At 65.0% G+C, this 23,183-nt stretch carries 20 protein-coding genes; 10 read left to right on the top strand and 10 right to left on the bottom strand.

Annotation, left to right across the window (positions count from 1 at the left end; translation table 11 throughout):
- The 3 genes from ACFP9U_RS09290 to ACFP9U_RS09300 all read right to left on the bottom strand — a co-directional run.
- Positions 1-2,482 (bottom strand): helicase-related protein (locus tag ACFP9U_RS09290; RefSeq protein ID WP_378620875.1); only part of this gene is annotated, 2,482 nt, incomplete at its 3' end.
- Between the two features lie 569 nt (positions 2,483-3,051).
- The gene (gene phbB / locus ACFP9U_RS09295; RefSeq protein WP_378620838.1) at positions 3,052-3,774 is read right to left on the bottom strand and encodes an acetoacetyl-CoA reductase; all 723 of its coding nucleotides are present in this window, start codon (positions 3,772-3,774) and stop codon (positions 3,052-3,054) included.
- Between the two features lie 66 nt (positions 3,775-3,840).
- Positions 3,841-5,022: an acetyl-CoA C-acetyltransferase gene (locus tag ACFP9U_RS09300; protein WP_378620839.1), complete on the bottom strand. Its 1,182-nt coding sequence runs from the start codon at positions 5,020-5,022 to the stop codon at positions 3,841-3,843.
- Positions 5,023-5,241: 219 nt separating this feature from the next.
- On the opposite strand from ACFP9U_RS09300, the gene phaR reads away from it, so the two are divergent.
- Entirely contained in the window at positions 5,242-5,847 is a 606-nt protein-coding gene (gene phaR / locus ACFP9U_RS09305; RefSeq protein WP_378620840.1) for a polyhydroxyalkanoate synthesis repressor PhaR, read from the top strand.
- A gap of 116 nt (positions 5,848-5,963) precedes the next feature.
- Here the strand turns inward: phaR and rpmF are convergent, their stop codons facing one another.
- The 3 genes from rpmF to mtgA form a co-directional block, all read right to left on the bottom strand.
- A complete protein-coding gene (gene rpmF / locus ACFP9U_RS09310) occupies positions 5,964-6,146 on the bottom strand; it encodes a 50S ribosomal protein L32 (RefSeq protein ID WP_322453194.1) in 183 nt (60 codons plus the stop codon).
- A 153-nt stretch (positions 6,147-6,299) separates the two neighbouring features.
- Positions 6,300-6,701: a hypothetical protein gene (locus tag ACFP9U_RS09315; RefSeq protein WP_378620841.1), complete on the bottom strand. Its 402-nt coding sequence runs from the start codon at positions 6,699-6,701 to the stop codon at positions 6,300-6,302.
- A gap of 1 nt (position 6,702) precedes the next feature.
- Complete coding sequence (gene mtgA / locus ACFP9U_RS09320) at positions 6,703-7,446, bottom strand: monofunctional biosynthetic peptidoglycan transglycosylase (protein ID WP_378620842.1); 744 nt, start codon at positions 7,444-7,446, stop codon at positions 6,703-6,705.
- A gap of 131 nt (positions 7,447-7,577) precedes the next feature.
- Here mtgA and ACFP9U_RS09325 point away from each other — a divergent pair, with 131 nt between their 5' ends.
- Positions 7,578-8,492, top strand: a complete 915-nt coding sequence (locus ACFP9U_RS09325) for a polyprenyl synthetase family protein (protein ID WP_378620878.1) — start codon at positions 7,578-7,580, stop codon at positions 8,490-8,492.
- 5 nt (positions 8,493-8,497) lie between these two features.
- On the opposite strand, the gene ACFP9U_RS09330 is transcribed toward ACFP9U_RS09325, so the two are convergent.
- The gene (locus ACFP9U_RS09330) at positions 8,498-9,742 is read right to left on the bottom strand and encodes a multidrug effflux MFS transporter (RefSeq protein WP_378620843.1); all 1,245 of its coding nucleotides are present in this window, start codon (positions 9,740-9,742) and stop codon (positions 8,498-8,500) included.
- 45 nt (positions 9,743-9,787) lie between these two features.
- Entirely contained in the window at positions 9,788-10,231 is a 444-nt protein-coding gene (locus tag ACFP9U_RS09335) for a MarR family winged helix-turn-helix transcriptional regulator (RefSeq protein ID WP_378620844.1), read from the bottom strand.
- A gap of 143 nt (positions 10,232-10,374) precedes the next feature.
- Here ACFP9U_RS09335 and ACFP9U_RS09340 point away from each other — a divergent pair, with 143 nt between their 5' ends.
- The 6 genes from ACFP9U_RS09340 to ACFP9U_RS09365 all read left to right on the top strand — a co-directional run bounded on the left by ACFP9U_RS09340 (position 10,375) and on the right by ACFP9U_RS09365 (position 18,330).
- Entirely contained in the window at positions 10,375-12,432 is a 2,058-nt protein-coding gene (locus ACFP9U_RS09340) for a M3 family metallopeptidase (RefSeq protein ID WP_378620845.1), read from the top strand.
- 67 nt (positions 12,433-12,499) lie between these two features.
- The gene (locus tag ACFP9U_RS09345; protein WP_378620846.1) at positions 12,500-12,946 is read left to right on the top strand and encodes a hypothetical protein; all 447 of its coding nucleotides are present in this window, start codon (positions 12,500-12,502) and stop codon (positions 12,944-12,946) included.
- A gap of 142 nt (positions 12,947-13,088) precedes the next feature.
- Positions 13,089-14,651: an alkaline phosphatase D family protein gene (locus ACFP9U_RS09350; protein WP_378620847.1), complete on the top strand. Its 1,563-nt coding sequence runs from the start codon at positions 13,089-13,091 to the stop codon at positions 14,649-14,651.
- A gap of 218 nt (positions 14,652-14,869) precedes the next feature.
- Positions 14,870-15,751 carry an MBL fold metallo-hydrolase gene (locus tag ACFP9U_RS09355; protein ID WP_378620848.1) on the top strand — a complete coding sequence of 294 codons (882 nt, stop codon included), beginning with the start codon at positions 14,870-14,872 and terminating at the stop codon, positions 15,749-15,751.
- 201 nt (positions 15,752-15,952) lie between these two features.
- Positions 15,953-17,776, top strand: a complete 1,824-nt coding sequence (typA, locus tag ACFP9U_RS09360) for a translational GTPase TypA (RefSeq protein ID WP_378620850.1) — start codon at positions 15,953-15,955, stop codon at positions 17,774-17,776.
- A 236-nt stretch (positions 17,777-18,012) separates the two neighbouring features.
- Positions 18,013-18,330 (top strand): hypothetical protein, encoded by a 318-nt coding sequence (locus tag ACFP9U_RS09365; protein ID WP_322453184.1) that lies wholly within the window; start codon positions 18,013-18,015, stop codon positions 18,328-18,330.
- A gap of 7 nt (positions 18,331-18,337) precedes the next feature.
- Here ACFP9U_RS09365 and ACFP9U_RS09370 read toward each other — a convergent pair whose 3' ends face one another.
- Positions 18,338-18,997 (bottom strand): GntR family transcriptional regulator, encoded by a 660-nt coding sequence (locus tag ACFP9U_RS09370; RefSeq protein ID WP_378620852.1) that lies wholly within the window; start codon positions 18,995-18,997, stop codon positions 18,338-18,340.
- Between the two features lie 481 nt (positions 18,998-19,478).
- Between ACFP9U_RS09370 and ACFP9U_RS09375 the strand changes: the two genes are divergently transcribed.
- The gene (locus ACFP9U_RS09375; RefSeq protein ID WP_378620853.1) at positions 19,479-20,747 is read left to right on the top strand and encodes an NAD(P)/FAD-dependent oxidoreductase; all 1,269 of its coding nucleotides are present in this window, start codon (positions 19,479-19,481) and stop codon (positions 20,745-20,747) included.
- Position 20,748: 1 nt separating this feature from the next.
- On the top strand, positions 20,749-21,750 hold the full coding sequence (locus ACFP9U_RS09380; protein WP_378620855.1) for a 4-hydroxyproline epimerase: 1,002 nt from the start codon (positions 20,749-20,751) through the stop codon (positions 21,748-21,750).
- 92 nt (positions 21,751-21,842) lie between these two features.
- On the opposite strand, the gene ACFP9U_RS09385 is transcribed toward ACFP9U_RS09380, so the two are convergent.
- On the bottom strand, positions 21,843-23,168 hold the full coding sequence (locus tag ACFP9U_RS09385; RefSeq protein ID WP_378620879.1) for an MFS transporter: 1,326 nt from the start codon (positions 23,166-23,168) through the stop codon (positions 21,843-21,845).
- Positions 23,169-23,183: the final 15 nt, after the last annotated feature.

The raw sequence follows: 23,183 nt of genomic DNA on the forward strand, positions 1-23,183 counted from the left end.
CCACGCGCGTGGCAACCTCTGCGGCCGGCTTCGCCTCGCAGCGGTAGCCGAGTGCCTTGAGGATCGCTTCCATGTCCTCGGCCGTGGCACCGAGGATCGACATCATGGCCGGGGTGACGATGAAGGTCCCGCCGTCGAAGGCGCCGTCGGGCCGCTTGCCCGTGCCGGGTTTCCAGGCGAGCGCCGGCCGGATGAGGTCGGCCAACCGCTCGAGGATGTCGACGCGCACCGCCCGCCGGCCGAGATTGCGAAAGCCGGCGAGCCGGTAGAAGGCGCGCTCGTAGGTCGGGTCGGTGACGATCGAGGTGCGCCCGGCGGCAAGCGCGGCCACCACATCGCCGTAGCCGGGCTTGTCCTTGGCGTCGTTCTTGAGCGCCCACAAGAGCGTGGAGAGGCTCGCCGGCGCCGGCTTGACAAGTGCGGGCACGAAGATGTGGTAGGCGCCGAAACGCACACCGAGGCGCCTCAGCGCCGCGCGTGCTTCCTGGTCGAGCGCGCGCACTTCCTCGGCCACGTCGCGCCGGTTCAAAAGGCCGAAATTCTCGGCGAGCTGAAAGGCCAGCCCGCGCGCCATGCCGTTCAGCGCCTCCGCCTGTTTGAGATCAACCAGCGGCTTCAACTGGCTCTCGATCTGATAGTTGACGAAGCGCTCGGCGCGCGCGGCCACCTTGTCACGCGCGGGACCGGTCAACTGCTCGTCGGCCAAAAGGATCGCCCGCGGCTTCAGGACGTCGTCGCCGGCCGTCAGCGTGACCACCGGTGCGCCCAGCCAGCGCAGGACACCGTCGGAGCCGAGCGCCAGGTCGCCATTGGGCGCGGCTGCGAAGCGCTCCGCGCGGGTTTCGAACTCGACGGCCAGCGCCTTCTGTGCCGCCGCCTTGACGGCGCGCGCATCCTCGCCTTCCGCGCTCCTGTCGGCGGTGAAACGGAATCCCTGCATCTCGCCCACGTGGTGGCCCTCGACCAGGACCTCTCCCGCGGGACTGATTTCTGCTTCCGGCATCGCATTCTCTCTCAGGCGCTTCATGAGCACGGAAGTCCTGCGGTCCACGAAGCGTTTCGTCAATCGCTCGTGCAGCGCATCGGACAGGCTGTCCTCGATCTCGCGCGTTTTTTCCTGCCAGTGTGTCGGATCGGACAACCATCCCGGGCGGTGGGAAACGAACGTCCAGGTGCGAATTTGCGCAATCCTGTGCGACAGCGTGTCGATCTCACCCTCGGTGGAATCGGCGCGGCGCACCTGCTCGGCCATGTAATCCTCGTCGACATGGCCGCTGCGCGCAAGATCAGAGAAGATGGAGCCGACCAGTTCGGCATGCTGGGCCGGCGCGATCTTGCGGTAGTCCGGCAGCGCGCAGGCATCCCATAAGAGGGACACGGTCTCCCGCCCGGCGGCGAGCGCACACACATCATCGTCCCTCGAGAGATGGTCAAGCACGCGCAGGTCCGCCGCAGGCAGCGCCCGTGTCAGCCCGTCCACCGGCGGCAGGGCCTCGAGCGAGGCCTTCAGCGCGTTGATGCTGGACAGGTCAGTCTGGGCGGAACGCCACTGCAGCATCTTCACCGGCTCGAACTGGTGCGTCTCGATGCGTTCCACCAGGGCATCAGGCAAAGGATCGACCTGTCCGGTGACGCCGAAGGTGCCGTCGCGCACGTGCCGTCCGGCACGTCCGGCGATCTGGCCCAGTTCGGCGGCCGACAGGTCACGGAACTGGAAACCGTCGAACTTCCGGTTCTGGGCGAAGGCCACATGATCGACGTCGAGGTTGAGCCCCATGCCGATGGCATCGGTGGCCACCAGATAGTCCACGTCGCCGGATTGATAGAGAGCGACCTGCGCGTTGCGCGTGCGCGGGCTCAGCGCCCCCAGCACGATGGCCGCGCCGCCGCGCTGGCGGCGGATCAGCTCGCCGATGGCATAGACCTCGTCGGCCGAAAAGGCCACGACGGCCGAGCGCCGCGGCAGGCGCGTGATCTTCTTCGAGCCGGCATAGGAGAGCACCGACATGCGCGGGCGCGTGACGACGGAAATGCCCTTGAGCAGCTTTTCCAGGATGCCGCGCATGGTGGCCGCGCCCAGGAGCAGGGTCTCCTGCCGGCCGCGCAGGTTGAGGATGCGGTCGGTGAAGATGTGGCCGCGCTCCAGATCGGCGGCGAGCTGCACCTCGTCGATCGCCACGAAGGCGACGTCCGTCTCGCGCGGCATGGCCTCGACCGTGCACACGGAATAACGCGCACCGGGCGGCACGATCTTCTCCTCGCCGGTGATCAGCGCCACGTTTTCCTCGCCGACACGGGCGGCCACGCGGCCATAGACCTCGCGGGCAAGCAGTCTCAGCGGCAAGCCGATCATGCCCGATTCGTGGGCGATCATCCGCTCGATCGCCAGATGCGTCTTGCCCGTATTGGTCGGCCCCAGAACCGCCGTCACGTCGCGTCCGTCGAGGACGGCAGTTCCGCTGTCTCTTGGCTGAATGTTCATGTGCTTGAAGGGACCCGGATGTTCCTTGTCGCGTGCCGTGCAGCAGCGCAAGTCTACCGCCACCACCGCAGACATATAGGAAAAGACGGGCGGAGCGAAAGGCAAAACCAGGCGAAATTAATCTTTGGAACGAGTCTGGAACGAATCGGCGACGAATCACTGACTCGTCCATGTTCCTGCTTTGTGCACCACAACATCTAGCGCGACGAATGGTGTGCGGCCGAAGATGATGAATCGTGACGGAGGAGCCGGAGGCGAATCCGGCCTGCCGCGTTAACTTTTTGTGCGCGCGTGTGCCGCGCTCTGCCAGTTATGGCCCCAACTTCAAGATTTCATTGACCTTTATGAACCAAATCTTAATGCAGATCACGGTGTCCGCCTGTCATTCGTTAACGTTCCGGCCAAACCCGGAACGAACAGGCGACGAATCAGCGATCAATCCTCGTTCTGCGTATGTTCCGTACCAGATATTGTGATTTCCACAGCCGGTACACCGACGTCCACAGGATTCGCACAGCTTCCGGACAGGGGCTGTTAACGAATCCGTTCCATAGCGGGACAGGGAGGTTTCAGGCGATGTACTGGCCGCCGTTCGCCGTCAGCGTGGAGCCGGTGATGAAGCCCGCCTCGTCGGAGGCGAGAAAGACCACGCAGCGGGCGATTTCCCGGGCCTCCCCCAGGCGCCCGACGGGGATCTGGCCGACGATCTTCTCGCGCACGGGCTCGGCCACGGCCATCACCATCTCGGTGGCGATGTAGCCTGGGCAGATGGCGTTGACGGTTATTCCGGCGCGCGCGCCCTCCTGGGCAAGCGCCTTGGTGAAGCCGAGGTCGCCGGCCTTGGCGGCCGAATAGTTCACCTGCCCCACCTGCCCCTTCTGCCCGTTGATGGAGGAGATGGTGATGATGCGGCCGAACCGGCGCTCCCGCATGCCCGGCCACAGCGGATGGGTCATGTTGAAGACGCCGTTGAGATTGGTATCGATCACCTGCCGCCATTGCTCGGGCGAGAGCTTGTGGAACATGGCATCGCGCGTAATACCGGCATTGTTGACGAGCACGTCGACCGGGCCCAGCGTCGCTTCCACCTCGGCAATGCCCGCCGCGCAGGCGCCGTAATCGGCGACGGACCAGCGATAGGCGGGAATGCCGGTTTCCTCGGTGAAATGGCGGGCCGCCTCTTCATTGCCGGCGTAATTCGCCGCCACCCGGTATCCCGCATCCTTCAACGCCACCGAGATCGCCGCGCCGATGCCGCGCGTCCCACCGGTCACCAGTGCCGTTCTGGTCATTCTTCCCTCCCATCGAAAAAAGGCAGTGGCCATTCTCTGCGGCCTACCGCTCCTGCAGGTTCCTGATCAGCGCTCCACGCACATGGCCACGCCCATGCCGCCGCCGATGCACAGGGTGGCCAGCCCTTTCCTGGCGTCGCGCCTGCGCATTTCATGAAGCAGCGTGTTGAGTACGCGGGCACCGGAGGCGCCAATCGGGTGTCCGATGGCGATCGCGCCGCCATTGACGTTGACGATCTCCGGATCCCAGCCCATGTCCTTGTTGACCGCACAGGCCTGCGCCGCGAATGCCTCGTTCGCCTCGACGAGGTCGAGATCCTCTGCGCGCCAGCCGGCTTTTTCGAGGGCGCGGCGGGAGGCGGGAATCGGGCCCGTGCCCATCACCGCCGGATCGACACCGGCGGTTGCCCAGGAGACGATGCGCGCCAGCGGCTCGATGCCGCGCCGCGAAGCCTCCTCCTCGCTCATCAGCACGGCGCCGGCAGCCCCGTCATTGATGCCGGAGGCGTTGCCCGCCGTGACCGTGCCCTCCTTGTCGAAGGCGGGACGCAGCTTCTGCATGGCGTCCAAGGTGGCGCCGTGGCGGATGTACTCGTCATCCTCGACCACCACGTCGCCCTTTCGCGTCTTCACGGTGACCGGCGTGATCTCGTCCTTGAAGCGGCCCGCCTTCTGAGCGGCCTCGGCCTTGTTCTGGGAGGCGAGGGCGAAGGCATCCTGCTCCTCGCGGGTGATCTGGAAGGCGCGGGCGACATTCTCCGCCGTCACGCCCATGTGATAGCCGTTGAAGGCATCCCAGAGCCCGTCGCGGATCATCGTGTCGATCATGGCGTGGTCGCCCATCTTCACGCCGCCGCGCAGGTACGCGCAATGGGGCGAAAGCGACATGGATTCCTGCCCGCCGGCGACGATGATCTTCGCGTCACCGCAGGCAATCTGCTGCATGCCGATAGCGATCGCCCTCAGCCCCGAGCCGCACACCTGGTTGAGCCCCCAGGCCGTCGTCTGCCTGGGCAGGCCGGCGGCGACGGACGCCTGGCGGGCGGGGTTCTGGCCCTGGCCAGCGGTCAGCACCTGGCCGAGAATGACCTCGTCCACCTCCTCCGCCGAAACGCCCGCGCGCTCCAGAACAGCCTGGATGACGGCCGCGCCGAGCTCATGCGCCGGCACCTGGGCGAAGGAGCCGTTGAAGGCGCCGACGGCGGTGCGTGCCGCGCTGGCGATAACGATCGCGTTGGAGGACGGCATGAACTCACTCCCTGCTTGGACGAGGATAATCGATCCACTTTTTTTGCGTCCAATGGGCGGCGCGTCAAGGCGAATGAATTCGCGCCGAGAAATTGCGGCGCAACGAAGCGTGTTAGCGGTTGCAGCGAAAAGCGCTTTCATTTGCGGCAGACTTTCGCATATCCTGCGGGTTGGTGGAGCCGGGCTCCGCCTTGAAGTCGCGTCAGGGGGAGGTCTGAAATGGCGGCAAGGGATGACCCCGTGGTTATCAAGAAATATGCCAACCGGCGCCTCTACAACACCGGCACCAGCACCTATGTGACGCTGGAGGACCTGGCACAGATGGTGCGCCGCGATGAGGATTTTGTCGTCCAGGACGCCAAATCGGGCGAGGACATCACCCATTCGGTCCTCACGCAGATCATCTTCGAATTGGAGAGCGACAAGAACGGGCAGAACATGCTGCCCAGTTCCTTCCTGCGCCAGCTGATCGCATTTTATGGCGACCAGATGCAGATGGTGGTGCCGACCTTTCTCGAACAGTCGATGCAGGCGTTCGCGAAGGAACAGGAGCGCATGCGCGAACAGATGCGCGACGCCTTCGGCAACACGCCGATGGGCGACATGATGCAGATGGGCGCGCCCATGAAGATGATCGAGGAGCAGACACGCCGCAACATGGAGATGTTCCAGAACGCCATGCGCATGTTCCAGGTCCCCGCGGCTGGCGGCAACGGTGCGCGGGAGGAGGCGCAGGGCGGAACGGAGAGGAAGGACGATCTCGACGAGATGCGCGAGCAGATCGCCGCCATGCAGCGCAAGATCGACTCGATGTCGAAGGATTAGCCTGAAGCGCCGGTGCCGGCATCGCAGCGTGCCGACGAGCGAAAAACCGGTTCCCCAAAAAGGGAAAGGCCGGCGCGAGGCCGGCCTTTCCGCGTGCTGCCTGAGATCTGGGGTGCTTAAGCTTCCTTCGGCTCCAGCACCTGGCGGCCGCGATACATGCCCGTCTTCAGGTCGATATGATGCGGGCGGCGCAGCTCGCCGGAATCCTTGTCCTCGACATATTTCGGCGCCTTGAGCGCGTCGGCCGAGCGGCGCATGCCGCGCTTGGACGGCGTCGTCTTCCTTTTGGGTACAGCCATCGTACTCTCCGCTGTTCGGTCAAAGGCCCCTGCGGCCCTGATCGACAGGGACCCCGCAATCCGGCCGGGTAACGAGAAATTCGCGCCGCCTATACACCGCAATCGCCTCCTTGGCCAGTGGGTCGCGGCGATTTTTCGCGCTCTACGGCGCAATCATCCCTCTTCCGCGCGGATGTCGTAGCGCTCCACAAGCTCCGGGTGGACGAGGTTGGCGTGCAGCATGAGAAGGATGATTTCCGCGTCGAGCCCCTCGCCGGCCTCCAGCGCGGCCTCCAGCCGCCCGCGCGTCTCGGAGAGGCGTTCGCCGCCGTTTTCGCGCGCGAACGCTTCTTCCCCGAGCGCGCAATAGGCCATCAGAGCGCCCACCGGCGGATAGGCGGTTGCCGGCGGGTCCGCCGCGCGGCCGGCCATGAGCCCGACGGCGGCCAACTTGGCGCCCTCGGAAACCTGCACCGGGTGCAATCCCGCTTCCCGAAGGGCGGCATCGAGCCGGCGCAGGTCCTGCGAACGACCGAACATGCCGAAGAAGCCGATCGACGAACCGCGCTTGACCATATTATCCTCCCGCTCGGTCGAGGCAGCCGACATAGGCGCCCGCCATGCGCGCGCGCTCCTGGATGATGGAGGCCAGCCGGTTCATGCCGCTCGAGGGATTTGCGGGGTTGCGTCCCTTCGGGTTGGGCAGCGTGACGGCAAGAAGGGCCGCCTGCCGCCGCGTGAGATCCTTGGCGGCGCGGCCGAAATGGTGCCGGGCCGCCGCCTCGACGCCATAGATGTTCGGCCCCCATTCGGCGATGTTCATGTAGATTTCCATGATGCGGCGCTTCGGCACGACGGCGTCGAAATAGATCGACAGCGGCGCCTCGAGCGCCTTGCGTACGAAGGAACGCCCGGGCCAGAGAAAAAGGTTCTTCACCGTCTGCATGGGGATGGTGGAGGCGCCGCGCGTGCGCTCGCCCGAAAGCGCCTCGCTGACGACGGTGTTGAGCGCACCCCAGTCGACCCCGGAATGGGCGCAGAACTGGCCGTCCTCCGACATCATCACCGAGTGCACCGCGACGTCGCCCATCTCATCGAGCGGGATCCAGCGCCGGTCGTATCCCTCGAGCTTGACGAGGTCGGCGAGCATCAGTGTCGAGACCGGATGCACGAAGGACAGGCGATAGAGGACGGTCAGGCCCAGCGGCAGAAGAACGACGATCACGATAACGGCGATGATCCGGCGCAGCCAGCGCCGCCAGGTGTGCCGGCGCGCCCGCTTGCGCTTTAGCGCAGCGTGCGACCGTTTCTCCGTTTTCACTGAAGGTGCCGGCACAGCATACCCCCGATCGGCTTCCCTGCCCTCGCATACCGGCAGCGGGCGGGCCTGGCAACGCTCAATGCGGGACGGCGGCCTTGACCCTTGCGGCGAATACCGGCATCGCTGCCGCCATGGAAGAACCGTCAATCCCATTCGAGGGCCTGCTTGCGGTTTCGGGCGAAGCCGTAGAGGCCATGCTGCGCCGCCTCCTGGACGAACGTCTGCGCGAGGGTGAAATCGCGCGGCCGCAGCGGCTGCTCGCGGCCATGAGGCACGGGGCGCTCAACGGCGGAAAGAGGCTGAGGCCCTTCCTGCTCATCGAGAGCGCGCGGGTCTTCGGGGTGGAGGGCGAGGCGGTGCTGCGGGTCGCCGCGGCCCTCGAATGCGTGCACTGCTATTCGCTGATCCACGACGACCTTCCCGCCATGGACGACGACGATCTGCGCCGCGGGCAGCCGACGGTGCACCGCGCCTTCGACGAGGCGACGGCCATTCTCGCCGGTGACAGTCTTTTGACCTACGCCTTCGGTATCATCGCCGAGGACGAGACCGAGCTTCCGGCCGGTATTCGCCTTGAGCTCGTAGCGCGCCTTGCGCGTGCGGCAGGGGTCGGCGGCATGGCCGGCGGGCAGGCGCTCGATCTCGCCGCCGAGCGCGAGAGGCCGGACGAGAACGGCGTCATAAGGCTCCAGGCCATGAAGACCGGCGCCCTCATACGCTTTGCCTGCGAGGCGGGCGCCGTGATCGGCGCCGCCGCGGCGGCCGACCGGGAGCGTCTATCGGCCTTCGGCGCAGCGATCGGGCTGGCATTCCAACTCGCCGACGATCTTCTGGACCTGACATCGGATGCAGAGACCCTGGGCAAGGCGACGGGCAAGGACGCCGCCGCGGGCAAGGCGACGCTCGCCGCGCTTCACGGACAGGACTGGACCCGACGCCAGCTTGCAGGCCTGATTGCCCAGGCGGAAGATTTGCTGGAGCCCTTCGGGGAGAATGGGGCCATTCTGCGTGAAGCGGCCCGTTTTGTCGCGCGAAGGGACAAATAGACCGTTCAGGCCTTTTCGGGTAGGCGGACCGCCTGCGCAGGCTCCGGCAGCCCTCGCCACAAGATCCAGGACAGGATGGCACTTGCGCCCATCGCCGGGATGACGACGCTCATGGCGAAGACCGGCTCGCCGATCAGCGCTGCGACCGAACCGCCCAGGAGCCCTCCGCCCATCTGCATGAAGCCGGCGAGCGCGGAGGCCGCACCCGCCATGTGCGGGAAGGGGGCGAGCGAGGCGGTCATCATCGCCGGCATGACGAAGGCGATCCCGTAAGCATAGAAGGCGACGGGCCCCATGACCCTCAGGAAGCTCGGCGGGGCGGCGTTGAGCCCGTAAGCGAGCAACGTGCTGCCCAGGGCGATGAAGCCGAGCCCCACCGGAACCAGACGATAGGCGCTGGTCCGGCGCATGAGAAAGCGCACGGAGACCGACCCGGCAAAGAACATGCCCGACTGCATGAGCATGCCGACACCGAACTGGGACGGGGAGAGCCCGACCCGCTCCATGAGGATGAAGGGCAGGACCGTTGCCTGCGTGTACATGGCGCCCACGCTGCCGGCCACTACCAGGCTGGAGGTCATAAAGTACGGACTGGCGAGCAATGTCCCGTAGGCACGCGCCAGTCCGCGCGGGCGGATGCGCGCGAGATCACGGGAAACGGTCTCGCGCATTGCCAACTGCACGACGATCGTAACGAGAAAGCCGCTGGCGAGCATGATGAGGAAAATCGCGTGCCAGCCCGCGAACTCCATGGTCAGGCCGCCGATGGTCGGCGCGAGCGCCGGCCCGATCGCCAGGATGATGCCCATCAGGTTCATGATGCGGGCGGACTGCTCGTGCGTGAAAAGGTCCCGCACCAGGGCCCGCGAGACGGCGATCCCCACCGCCGCGCCGACGCCCTGGAGGAAGCGGGCGACGATCAGCACCTCAATCGTCGGCGCGAGGACTGCCAGCAGGCTGGCGGCGGCGTAAACCGCCATGAATGCGAGGGTGACGGGCTTGCGCCCGAGGCCGTCGGAGAGCGGGCCGCAAAAGAGCTGAGCCACGGCGAAGCCGGCGAAATAGAGCGAGAGCGTCATCTTCACGGCAGCCTCGCTCGTGCCGAAGAACTCGACGATTTGCGGCATCGCCGGGGTATAGAGCGCCATGGACAGGGGGCCGATGGCGATCAGCATCGCGCCCAGAAGGCTCACCCGGCGTTCGCTCATGACGGGGCTTGCCGTTGCCGCGGTTTTGTCGTGATCGTGCATGACGCTTTCCAGGCTGCGGCCGGCGGCCAGCCGGCACTCCTCGTGTTACGGCTGATCGGAAATATTGGAGCGGACGACTTTCAGGAGCTTCTGAAGTCTCGACCAGTCTTCCTGGCTCAGCTTTCCACGGGCACGCCGGCGGACTTCGCCGGCCACGCGCAGGACGGATTCCAGGACCTTGTCGCCTTCCGCCGTCACGCGCACCAGCTTGGCGCGCCGGTCGTTCGGATCCGCCTTGCGCGCGATGAGCCCTCTCTGTTCGAGCCGGTCGAGATAGGTGCTGAGGGTCATCGCCTCGAGCCCCATGCGTTCGGCCAGAATGTTCTGGCGCAGGGCGCCGAAACGGGCCGCATAGGCCAGGGTCCTGGCCTCGCCGGGGGTAACCCCGATCCCGGCGGCCAGGATGCGCCGGTCAAGGTCCGCCCTGATCAGCCGTGCCAGATCGGTGACCAGAAAGCCGAAGGAATCCGGATCCAACCGGGGTGTCATGATGCCATTTTCCCGAAAAATAGTAAGTTAGACTTATTAAATTGGGGCCACCGCGTGGTCAAGTCAAGCGTTGCGCGCCGGCGGCGGCGCTCCTACATCCGAACCGGCTCCGGCCTCCCGCCCGTTTTTGTTCGAGGTTTTCCATGACTTGCGATTCGTCCGCTATCGACCTGTCGACACACCCGCTCACGAGTTGGGGCGGTCCGCTTGGCTTGCCCGATTTCGGCTCCATCACCGATGCCGATTTCAGGCCGGTTTTCGAGGCGGCCTTCGCCGCGCACGAGGCCGAGATCGCTTCTATCGCCGGGAACCCGGCGGCACCGAACGTCGACAACACGCTGGCGGCGCTGGAGCTGTCGGGAAAGGCGCTTGGGCGCGTGGCGGCGATCTTCCGGTGCAGGGCAGGCGCGCATACCAATGCGCATATCCAGGAGATAGAGCGGGCCATGTCGCCGCGGATGGCGCGCCACTATTCACGGCTTTACATGAACGAGGACCTCTTCGCGCGCGTCGACCGGCTTTACGCGGAGCGCGAGACGCTGGGCCTCGGCGACGAGGCGGCGCGGGTACTGGAGAAGACGTGGAAGCGCTTCGTGCGTGGCGGGGCGAAGCTCGATTCTTCGGGCAAGGCGCGGCTGGCCGAGATCAACGAGAAACTGGCGGAGCTCGGCGCGCGCTTCGGGCAGAACGTGTTGGCCGACGAGAGTAACTGGGTGCTTTTTCTTGATGAAGAAGACCTTGCCGGCCTACCCTCCTCGCTCAGGAGCGCAATGGCCGAAGCGGCCGAATCGCGCGGCCAGCCAGGCCGCTATGCGGTCACCCTGTCGCGCTCGGTCGCCGAACCGTTTCTCACCTTCTCCGAGCGACGGGATCTGCGCGAGACGGTGCTTCGGGCCTTCATCGGCCGCGGCGAGAACGGGGGCGAGACCGACAACACGGATATCATCCGGGAGACTCTGAAGCTTCGCGCAGAAAAGGCGCGGCTGCTCGGCTACGAGACCTATGCCGCCTTCAAGCTGGACGACACCATGGCCAAAACGGCCGATGCCGTGATGGACCTCTTAAAACCCGTCTGGGAAAAGGCGCGCGAAAAGGCGGCCGAGGACGAAAAGGAATTGAGCCGCATTGCCGCCGGCGAGGGGCACAACCATCCGATCGCGCCATGGGACTGGCGTTACTATGCCGAGAAGCTGCGGGACGAGCGCTTCGGTTCCGATGAAGGCGGGGTCGAGCCTTACCTCGCGCTTGAAAACGTGATCGCTGCGGCCTTCGACGTGGCGCATCGCCTCTTCGGTCTCACCTTCGAGGAGCAGAAAGGTGTTGCCCCCTGGCACGAGGACGTGCGGGTCTTCCTGGTGAAAAATTCCGACGGCAGCCGGCGCGGGCTTTTTCTCGCCGACTATTTCAACCGCCCTTCCAAGCGCTCCGGCGCATGGATGAGCGCGTTGCGCACCGGCCATCGCCTCGGTGGCGGCGAGGAGCCGATCATCTACAACGTGATGAACTTCGCCAAGCCGCCCAGGGGCAGGCCGGCGCTGCTTTCGGCGGAGGATGCACGCACGCTCTTTCATGAGTTCGGCCACGCTTTGCACGGGCTTTTGAGTGAGGTCACCTGGCCTTCGATTGCCGGAACCGCGGTGGCGCGCGATTTTGTCGAGCTTCCCTCGCAGCTCTTCGAACACTGGTTCACCGTGCCCGAGGTGCTCTCCCGCCATGCGCGCCATGTGGAGACGGGCGAGCCCATTCCGCCGGAGCGCGTGGAGAGCATGCGTGCGGCCCGCAATTTCAATTCCGGCTTCGCCACGGTCGAGTTCACCGCCTCGGCGCTGGTCGACATGGCGTTCCATGCGCGGCAGGAGGGACCGGAAGACCCGCTGCAATTCGAGCGGGCGACCCTGGAGACGCTCGGCAAGCCGGCGGCTATCCCCATGCGCCACCGTTCGCCGCATTTCCTGCATGTCTTCTCCGGCGACGGCTATTCGGCGGGTTACTACTCCTACATGTGGTCGGAGGTGCTGGATGCCGACGCTTTTCGCGCCTTCGAGGAGGCGGGCGACCCATTTGATCCGGAAACGGCGGAACGGCTTCGCCGCTATATCTACGCCGCCGGCGGCTCGGCCGATCCGGAAGAACTCTATACGGCGTTCCGCGGCAAGCTGCCGAACCCGGAGGCGATGATGGAGAAGAAGGGGTTGGCGTAGGCGTCGACCTCGTATACTTTATTGCTCATTATATTTTTATGTTCTTTTTTAATATTATCAGGTTATTATGAAAAAAGTATCTTATGTATTGTTATACGCTGTATCAGTATCGGAAATTTTTCTTGAGATTTACATTCTCTCTCTAAGGGTAGATATCGGTGGTTTTCTTGCCGCCTATTTACTGCTGTCGTTCCTTCCCTATGCTGTATGCATCATCGCGGGCCATCTCTCGAAGCCGGTGATCGCCCTGTTCGCGGCCGCCGCGGTCCTGGCCCATAACGTGATTGCCTTTCGGGATTTCGTCTCGGCAGCATCGTCCCTGCCCGCGGGGTCTGACGTGTTCCTTGATATGCTCCTCTTTCTTCTCATTCATGTGCCTGTCTTGAACCTCTTCATCCTTGTCCCGGCGGCGATGTTCATCGGCTGGCTTGGTGACGGATCCGCGCAAGAGGTCGAGGCAGGGATCGAAAGGTGGCGCCGGCGTCAGGCAGGCGAGGAGAGCCCGGCGGACTGAGCACGAACCGAGTGCGTCCCGCGCCTGGCGGATATTTTCCACAGTCGCAGAAGCGTCAGCAAACTGTCACGGAAGCGCAGTCGTCCTGCAATGTTTCCGCGCGATGGCTGATCGGTCACGTTCAGCCATCCAGGAGACAGCCATGAACAGAACGAAGCTCACCCGTCGCAGCTTCATCGCTTCAGCCAGTGCCGTCGGCCTTGTCGCCGGCTCCGGCCTCGCCCTGCCCTTCTATTCGCGTGCCAATACCCGCCCCGCCTTCACGCATGGCGTGCAGTCCGGCGACGTGGACGCCACGTCGGGCATGATCTGGACGCGGGCCGATAGGCCCTCGCGAGTCACGTTCGAGGTTTCGACGACCGAGAGTTTTGCAAACGCCCGCAGGCTGCCGCCGCTCGACGCACTGCCGGAGAGCGATTTCGCCGTGAAGCGGCTTCTTGCCGGCCTCCCCTCGGACCAGGACATCTTCTACCGCATGCGGCTTGCCGATCTTTCGGACACCAACGCCGTTTCGGAGCCGATCGTCGGTCGCTTCCGCACCGCTCCCGCCTCGCGGCGCGACATCCGCTTCGCCTGGTCGGGCGACACGGCCGGCCAGGGCTGGGGCATCGACGAGACCGGCATGCTGACCTATGCGACGATGGCCAGGCACACGCCGGACTTCTTCCTGCACTCCGGCGACACGATCTATGCCGACGGCCCGATGGCCGACGAGGTCGACCTTGCCGACGGCACCAAATGGGTCAACAAGGTGCTGATCGACGAGAAGCGCAAGGTTGCCGAGACGCTGGACGAGTTTCGTGGCCAGTGGAAATACAACATGATGGACGAGCATTGCCTTGCGCTCAACGCCGTCTGCCCCACCTTCTTCCAGTGGGACGACCATGAGGTCGTCAACAACTGGTCCTCTTCGAAAGACCTCGAGAGCGACGACCGCTACACCGTCAAATCCATCGGACTTCTGCAGGCGCGCGCGGCCCGCGCCTTCCACGAGATGACGCCGATCCGCTTCACCCCCGCCGAGCCGGGCCGCGTCTACCGCAAGATCGCCTACGGACCGCTGCTCGACGTCTTCTTCCTCGACCTGCGCAGCTATCGCGGGGCGAACGGCGATTCCATGGAGGAGGAACTAACCGACGCCGCCCGGATCATGGGCGAAGAGCAGGTCCAGTGGCTGAAGCGGGAACTGGCCGCCTCGCGCGCCACCTGGAAGGTGATCGCTTCCGACATGCCGATCGGCCTCGTCGTTCCCGATGGAGACCGGATCGAGGCCATCGCCAATGGTGACGGGGGCGCGGCTAAGGGGCGCGAACTGGAAATCGCCGACCTGCTGCGCTTCATCCGCAATGCCGGCATCGAGAACACGGTGTGGCTGACGGCCGACGTCCACTACACGGCCGCCCACTATTACAACCCCGACAAGGCGGTCTTCCAGGACTTCAATCCGTTCTGGGAGTTCGTGTCCGGCCCGCTCCATGCCGGGACCTTCGGGCCCAACGACCTCGACCCGACCTTCGGCCCCGAGTTGCGCTACGTGAAGGCGCCGAGCGAGGAGCAGGGGGCAAACCTGCCGCCCTCGGCCGGGTTCCAGTTCTTCGGGCTGGTGGACATTGACGGCGCCACGGAACAGATGACCGTGCGCCTGATGGACCGCGACGACAGCGAACTCTACAAGGTCACGCTCGATCCCGTGCGTTCGGCCTGAGTCGTGAGAAAGCCAGGGAGGCGCTCTCCCCGGCTTTCTGTTCCGGGAAAACGCGGGCATTCTTCCTGACTGCAATTCACGGGCAAATTTTACCCTCCCTGGCCGCCTGGAAGGAAATTTGTTTTCATCCGGTGCGCAGGCGCTGTATCATCTCCTTCACTTGATTACCGCCGTTCCTTTTCAAGGCACGCGGGCTAAACCTGATTGCGGAGACATCGATGACGGGGCGCATTCGGGCCGAGGTGAGGGCATTCTACGACGAACGGACGTCGTCGCTGCAATATGTGGTGGCCGATACGGCAAGCGAAAAATGCGCCATCATCGACCCGGTTCTCGATTTCGACGAGAAGTCCGGGGCGACGGCCACGCGCAATGCCGAGCGCATTCTCTCCTATATCGAGGAGGCGGGGTTGACGGTCGAATGGATCCTCGACACCCACCCCCATGCCGACCACCTGTCGGCTGCCGCCTATCTCAGGGAAAAAACCGGCGCGCCGACGGCGATCGGGGAACGGGTCGTGGACGTCCAGCGGCTTTGGAAGGACATCTACAACATGCCGGAGTTTCCCGCCGACGGCTCGCAGTGGGACAAGCTGTTTACGGCCGGCGAGCGGTTCAGCATCGGAAGCCTGCCGGCGAGCGTGCTTTTCTCGCCCGGCCACACGCTGGCCTCCATCACCTATGTGGTGGGAGAGGCGGCCTTCGTGCACGATACGCTTTTCATGCCGGACGGCGGTACCGCGCGGGCGGACTTTCCCGGCGGGAGCGCCGAGCGGCTGTGGCATTCGATCCAGGAAATCCTTTCGCTTCCGGCCGAGACACGCCTCTTCACCGGCCACGACTACCAGCCCTGCGGACGCGAGCCACGTTGGGAAAGCACGGTGGCCGAGCAGAAGGCGCACAACACGCATATTTCGAGATGCCGCACGGCGGAGGAATTCGTTCGCGTGCGTGAGGCGCGCGATCGCACGCTCCCCATGCCTCGGCTCATTCTCCACGCGCTGCAGGTGAACATGAACGGCGGCCGGCTTCCCGAACCGGAAGCGAATGGAAGGCGCTACCTCAAATTTCCCCTGAACGCGCTCGACCGGTTCTCTTAACGCGGTGGACAGCGCCTGCGCCGCCCCTGACGAGTGCAATTTTCCTTGGGAGTGGCCTACCGCTTGGCGCCGCTCCATCCTATATGCGCCAACGCGGCTGCACACGGCCCCTTTCGCACGTGCGAAAAAACCTGTATGAGCGCGCCAACGGAAGATACCGGCGCGCGTATTGTCGCGTCTGGCGACCCCTCGAAGAGAAACATGAAACTCCGCAATATCGCGATCATCGCCCATGTCGATCATGGGAAGACCACCCTTGTCGACGCCCTCTTGAAGCAGTCGGGCTCCGTGCGCGAGAACCAGCGCGTGGACGAGCGTGCCATGGACTCCAACGACCTGGAGAAGGAGCGCGGGATCACCATCCTGGCCAAGGCCACCTCGGTGGTCTGGAAGGACGTGCGCATCAACATCGTCGACACGCCCGGTCACGCCGATTTCGGTGGCGAGGTGGAGCGCATCCTCAATATGGTGGACGGCGCGGTGCTCCTGGTCGATGCCGCGGAAGGGCCGATGCCGCAGACCAAGTTCGTGGTCGGCAAGGCGCTTAAGGTTGGGCTGAAGCCTATCGTCGCCGTCAACAAGATCGATAGGCCCGATGCCCGCGCCGACGAGGTGGTCAACGAGGTCTTCGACCTTTTCGCCGCGCTCGATGCCACGGACGAGCAGCTCGATTTTCCGATCCTCTACGGCTCCGGCCGCGACGGCTGGATGAATTATGCCCCCTCCGGCCCCAAGGAGGAGGGGCTTGCGCCGCTGTTCGACCTCGTGCTCGACCACGTGCCCGAGCCGACGGTGGAGGAAGGCCTTTTCCGTATGATCGGCACGATCCTGGAGGCCAATCCCTTTCTTGGCCGGATCGTCACCGGGCGCATCGCTTCCGGTGCGGTGAAACCCAATCAGGCGGTGAAGGTACTTGCCCGCGACGGCACCCTTTTGGAGCAGGGTCGCATCTCCAAGATCCTGGCCTTCCGGGGCCTGGAACGCTCGGCCGTGGAGGAGGCGCAGGCCGGGGACATCGTCGCCATCGCAGGGCTGTCGAAAGGTACGGTGGCCGATACGTTCTGCGATCCGTCCGTCACGCAGGCCATGGAGGCCCAGCCGATCGATCCGCCGACGGTCACCATGAGCTTCATCGTCAACGATTCACCGCTCGCCGGCACCGAGGGTGACAAGGTGACGAGCCGCGTGATCCGCGACCGCCTGTTGAAGGAAGCGGAGGGCAATGTGGCGCTGAAAATCGAGGAGTCGGCGGACAAGGATTCCTTCTTCGTCTCCGGTCGCGGCGAGCTCCAGCTCTCCGTACTCATCGAGACCATGCGCCGCGAGGGTTTCGAACTCGCCGTCTCCCGTCCCCGCGTCGTCATGAACAAGGGCGAGGGCGGACAGCTTCTCGAACCCGTCGAGGAGGTCGTCGTCGACGTGGACGAGGAGCATGCCGGCATCGTCGTGCAGAAGATGTCGGAGCGCAAGGCGGAGATGGTGGAGTTGAAGCCGTCCGGCGGCGACCGCCAGCGCCTCGTCTTCCACGCGCCGACGCGCGGGCTGATCGGATACCAGTCCGAGCTTCTGACCGATACGCGCGGCACGGCTGTGATGAACCGGCTCTTTCACGCATATCAGCCCTACAAGGGCGAGATCGGCGGCCGCGTCAACGGCGTGCTGATCGCCAACGAGCCGGGCGAGGCCGTGGCCTATGCTTTGTGGAACCTTGAGGATCGCGGGCCGATGGTCATCGATCCCGGCGTGAAGGTCTACCAGGGCATGATCGTCGGCATTCATACGCGCGACAACGATCTGGAAGTGAACGTGCTGAAGGGCAAGAAGCTGTCCAATGTACGCGCTGCCGGCAAGGACGATGCAGTGAAGCTCACGCCGCCCGTGCGCATGACGCTGGAGCGGGCGCTCTCCTGGATTCAGGATGATGAACTGGTGGAGGTCACGCCGAAGGCAATCCGCCTGCGCAAGCTTTATCTCGACCCGCACGAGCGCAAGCGCTTCGAAAAGCAGAAGGCTGCGGTCGCTTAAGGCGGCTATCAGCGGTTTACCGGCCGGAACACCGGTTTTTGCTATACGTACCCCATCTGCGGGTGCCGTCGGCCGCGGCTCCACCGAGCGGGCGATTAATACGTCGTGCCGCCGATTCCATGGAACGGCTTTACCTCTTTTCCGTTACCTCCATCGAAAAGGATGCGTGACAGAACGGGAAACCGGAGCGCCCCCGAAAGCGGCAGATGACGCTTGGGGACGCAGGAGGCAAAGTCATGAAGAAGGCCAGGAAAGCCGCATTCGGCTTGACGGCGCTGGCGTCCGTGGTGCTCTTCACCGGAGCGGACAGCGCCACCAGTGAATCCAGCATCTGCGCGCCGCGCGAAGACCTGGTGTCGCAGCTCGGTAACCAGTTCAACGAAAGCCAGAAGGCGATCGGCCTGCTCGGTGATCGGGCCGTAATGGAGGTCTTCACCTCCGATCAGGGCAGTTGGACCATTCTGACCACCGACATAGAAGGCAATAGCTGCATCGTTGCGGCAGGCGAAGGCTGGGACGACGTTTTCGCCCAGAACGTGGGCCAGGGGGTCTGACGGAGCCCTACAGGCGCGAGGCGGCTTCGGCGTGCTTGCGCAGAAGGCGCATCAGGGCCTCGGCCTCGCGCATGGCCGCCTTCTCGTCCTCATCCAGGACGGCGCGAATGAGCCGGACGTGCTGCTCGGCGGCGTAGGCCAGACCCGAGTCCGATTGATAGCGATACCAGAAACGGCGGCAGTGGGTCTGCAGAGGCGCAGCCATGCGGGCGGCGAAGGGGTTGTCGGCGGCGGCCGCCATCGTGTCGTCGACGTTCTTGTCGGCTTCGAGAAAGGCGATGATGTTGCCGGCGACGACGGCCTTCTGGATCTGCACCGCGGCGTCGCGAAACCGGGCGGCGGTATCGCCGGTGATGAAGCGCGCGGCGGCGCGTGCCATGGCGACCTCGATGCCGCGACGTGCCTCGATCACCTTCAGCCAATCACTGGCGTTGAGGGGACTCACGGCGATGCCGGCACGGGGCCGCACTTCCATCAGCCCCTCCCAGGCAAGCCGCTGGATCGCCTCGCGGACCGGGGTGCGCCCCATTCCCAGACGGTCGATGAGCTGCCCTTCGGTGGTGACGCTGCCCGGCGCGAGCTCCAGTGTCACCAGCATGCGCTCCAGGGTGCGATAAGCTTTTTCGGCTGCCTGCCGCCCCGAATGGCCGTTGAAATTTACCACCATGAACCGCCTCAGATATATTATAGATATATCAATCCTAAACGATAATCGGCTGCTTGGCTGGTGTCATAATATATCAGTGATATATTAAAAGGCGAATCAACTCGGTTCAAAACGGCCTATTGGAGGGTCCGTGCGGCCGGAGGCAGGCCTGTGCATGGCTCCCCAGAAGGAATGCAGCGATATATCAGGCGGAGAATCGAAGCGGAACAAGCTGGTCTCGTCAGCGTCCGGTTATCCAGAGGAAAGCGCGTGATGGTCCAGGTTTTCTCGTCACCGCGGCCGCCGTGCGGCGGCCTTTGCCCGGCGGAGCCGCCACGGTGATGGCGATTCGTTATGGGGTAAAAAGGGCCAAGTTTACGGGACGCAAACCGTAATGCAGGAATGTGGCGCCAGCAGCAGAGGACGGCCTGAGAGGTCGCCAGGCGTGGTGGTGGAGGTACAGCCGGTGCCAGCCTGCCGGCAGTTTTAGGGAGTGACCGCAGTGGCGGGGCGCAATGGCAGGGACGCCCAGGTGGCGATCGTCGGCGGCGGCATTATCGGCATCGCCGTGGCCGCCTATCTGGCCGAAGCCGGCCGGGACGTCCTGGTGCTCGACCGCTCCGGCGTCTGCGAGGGAACCAGTTCCGGCAATGCCGGTGCGCTTGCCTTCTCCGACATCCTGCCCCTCGCCCACAAGGACATGCTGTCCCAGGTGCCACGCTGGCTGATGGACCCGCTGGGGCCGCTTTCCATTCCGCCCAGCTACCTGCCGCGGCTGCTGCCATGGCTCTGGCGCTTCATGCGTGCCGGTCATCCGGCGAAGTTCGAGGCAGCCGTTTCGGCGCAGGCATCGATGATGGCGCTCGCCGAGCGCGAGTGGAGCAGCCTGATGGGGCGCAGCGGCACGAAGCACATGCTGCGCGAAGACGGCTCGCTCGAGCTTTACGAGAGCGAAGCGGAGTTCCATGCCACTGAGCCCGGATGGAAGCTGCGGCGGCGCTACCACATCCCGTTCCGGCATCTTGAAAAGGACCAGATCGCCGAACTGCAGCCGGGGCTTTCGGAATGCTTCGTGCGCGCCACCTTCGTACCGGGCTGGAAAACCGTTTCGGATCCGCAACGGCTGGGCCAGGCGGTCTGGGCCTATGCCGAGCGCCACGGGGCCCGCTTCATGCCGGCCAGCGTGGCTTCGGTAAAGGCGGAGGAGGGCGCAGTCCGCGTGGTGCTTTCCGGTGGCGAGGTTCTGAAGTGCGCAAGCGTGGTGATCGCCGCCGGCGCCTGGTCGCGGCCGTTCGCCGCCGGCTTCGGAGACCGGGTGCCGCTGGAGACGGAGCGTGGCTACAATACGACCCTGCCGGCCGACGCGTTCGCGGTGAAGCGGCAGCTCATCTTTTCGCGGCACGGCTTCGTCGTCACGCCGCTCGAGACCGGCTTGCGCATCGGCGGCGCGGTGGAACTGGCGGGACTCAAGCGCGCACCCGACCACCGGCGCTCGCGCGCCATGCTGGAAAAGGCGGCGCGCTTCCTGCCGGGGCTGAAGACCGAGGGAGGCCGGGCGTGGATGGGCTATCGGCCGTCCCTGCCCGATTCCCTGCCGATCGTTGGACAGGCCGGGAGGGAGAGGCGGGTCTTCTATGCCTTCGGCCACGGGCATCTGGGATTAACGCAGGCTGCGGCGACGGGCCGCTTGATCCGCGACCTCGTGCTGGAGCAATCTCCGCCGATCGACCTTCGCCCCTTCCGGGCCGAGCGCTTCAGGGAACGTGATTGAGATGGCAAGGCACAGTTTCTTCTGCATCGACGGACACACTTGCGGAAACCCGGTGCGGCTGGTCGCCGGCGGCGGGCCGCGACTGGAGGGCGCGACCATGCTGGAAAAGCGCGCGCACTTCATGGCCCAATACGACTGGATCCGTACCGGCCTGATGTTCGAGCCGCGCGGGCACGACATGATGTCGGGCTCCATACTCTATCCGCCGACGCGCGCGGACTGCGACGTCGCGATCCTCTTCATCGAGACGACCGGGTGCCTGCCGATGTGCGGGCACGGCACGATCGGGACGGTCACCTTCGCCGTCGAACACGGCCTGGTGCAGCCGAAGACGCCGGGCGTGCTCCGTCTCGACACGCCGGCCGGGCTGGTCGTGGCGGAATACCGGCAGGAGGGCGCCCATGTGAAGGAGGTGCGGATCACGAACGTCCCAGCCTTCCTTCATTCGACGGATATCGAAGTGGAATGTCCGGACCTCGGGCTCCTTCGGGTCGACGTCGCTTATGGCGGCAATTTCTATGCGATCGTCGAGCCGCAGGAGCATTTCCGCGACATGGCCGACCACGCGGCCTCGGACCTGGTGCGCTGGAGCCCGGTGCTGCGGCGGCGGCTCAACGAGGCGCATCGGTTCGTGCATCCCGAGCAAACCTCGATCTCGGGCCTCACCCACATTCTGTGGACGGGCGCGCCGACCCAGGAGGGCGCGCATGCCCGCAACGCCGTCTTCTACGGCGAGAAGGCCATCGACCGCTCGCCCTGCGGCACCGGCACCTCGGCCCGCATGGCCCAGCTTCACGCGAAAGGCCGCTTGAAGCCCGGCGAGGCCTTCGTCCACGAATCCATCATCGGCTCGCTCTTCAACGGCCGGATCGAGGAGGAGGTGCAGGTGGACGGGCGCAAGGCGGTGGTGCCTTCCATCGGTGGCTGGGCGCGTATGACGGGCCTCAACACGATCTTCATCGACGATCGCGACCCGTTCGCGCACGGGTTTACCGTGCGGTAGTCCCGTGGCGGACCCGTCTTTCGGCGAGCTCAAGACAGAGGCGCGTGCGAGGGGTCGCCGTGGCAATCTGGATTGAACAGCGCGGGCATTCGTCAGCCCGCCGGCTGCCTGCTTCTCACCAACGGCAATAGGATCAGCCCCAAAAGGAACAACACGAGAATCGGCGTCACACCGAGGCGCTGTGCGGTTTCGGGTGCCAGCGCCAGGGCCTCGCTGGAGAAGTAGGCCGTCGCCGCCGCCACCGAGAACGGGCCGATGAAGGTGGTCGCCTTGCCGGACAGGGCGTAGAGGCCGAAGGCTTCCGTCACCTGGGCGCGCGGCGCCTGGTCGACGAGCAGCGTGCGCGATGCGGCCTGGACCGCCCCGCCGGCGGCGCCGATCAGCGCACCGGCGAGGAAGAAGACAACGTCCGGGAGAGCCGTCGCCCCTCCGACCGGCAGGAACAGGACGTCACTGCGCGTGGTGGAAATGACGAGCAGACAGCAGAAGCTCAAGGTGAGGATCGATGTGGTGACGACCGCCTTGGGTCCGAAGGCCTGGTCCATGCGACCGCCTGCCCAGGCGCCCAGCGCACCGGTGATGTTCGCCAGGATGCCGAACAAGCCGATCTGCGTGATCGACCAGTTCAGAACGCCTGCGGCGTAGATGCCACCGAAGGTGTAGAGGGCGTTGAGAGCGTCGCGGTAGAACATGGAGGAGGCGAGGAAGCTGAAATAGCTGCGCTCGGAGGGCAGGCGGTAGAGTGTTCTGCCCAACTGCCGCAATCCTTGGCGCACCGCGCCCGCCACGCTGCGGCGGGGCTGGTCGGGGGTGAGGAGGAACATCGGCAGCACGAAGACCACGTACCACAGCGCCGTCAGCGGTCCCGCCGCGCGGTCGCCCTCCCTCTGCATCGGGTCGAGGCCGAATATGGGCTCTACACCAAGAAGCGTATGGCTGGTTCCCGACGTAGTGGACATGAATCCCAGTACCAGGACCAGCGAGGCGAGACCGCCGAGATAGCCGAGACCCCATGCCGAGCCGGACAGCCGCCCGAGCTCGGAGCGTGGCACCAGGGTTGGCATCATCGCGTTATTGAAGACTGCGGCAAATTCCATTCCGAAGAAGGCGAGCGCCACGACGACGAGCACGGGCCAGAGCGGTGTCATGCCGGGAACGGCGAACCAGAGCGCGGCGCAGGCGAGCACACCGATGGTGGAGAAGCCGAAGATCCAGGGCTTGCGCGGGCCGGAGGCGTCGGCGATGGCGCCCAGCACCGGTGACGAGAGCGCGATCATCAACCCGCCGATCCCCGTTGCATAGCCCCACAGTTCCTGCCCGCGCGCGGCATCGGGTGCGACGGCAGCGGCGAAATAAGGGGCAAAGACGAAGGTGATGATCAGCGTGTGAAAAGGTTGCTGCGCCCAGTCGAAGAGCATCCAGCCCCAGATCGC

The sequence above is a fragment of the Nitratireductor sp. GCM10026969 genome, assembly GCF_042660605.1.
Taxonomy (GTDB): Bacteria; Pseudomonadota; Alphaproteobacteria; order Rhizobiales; family Rhizobiaceae; genus Chelativorans.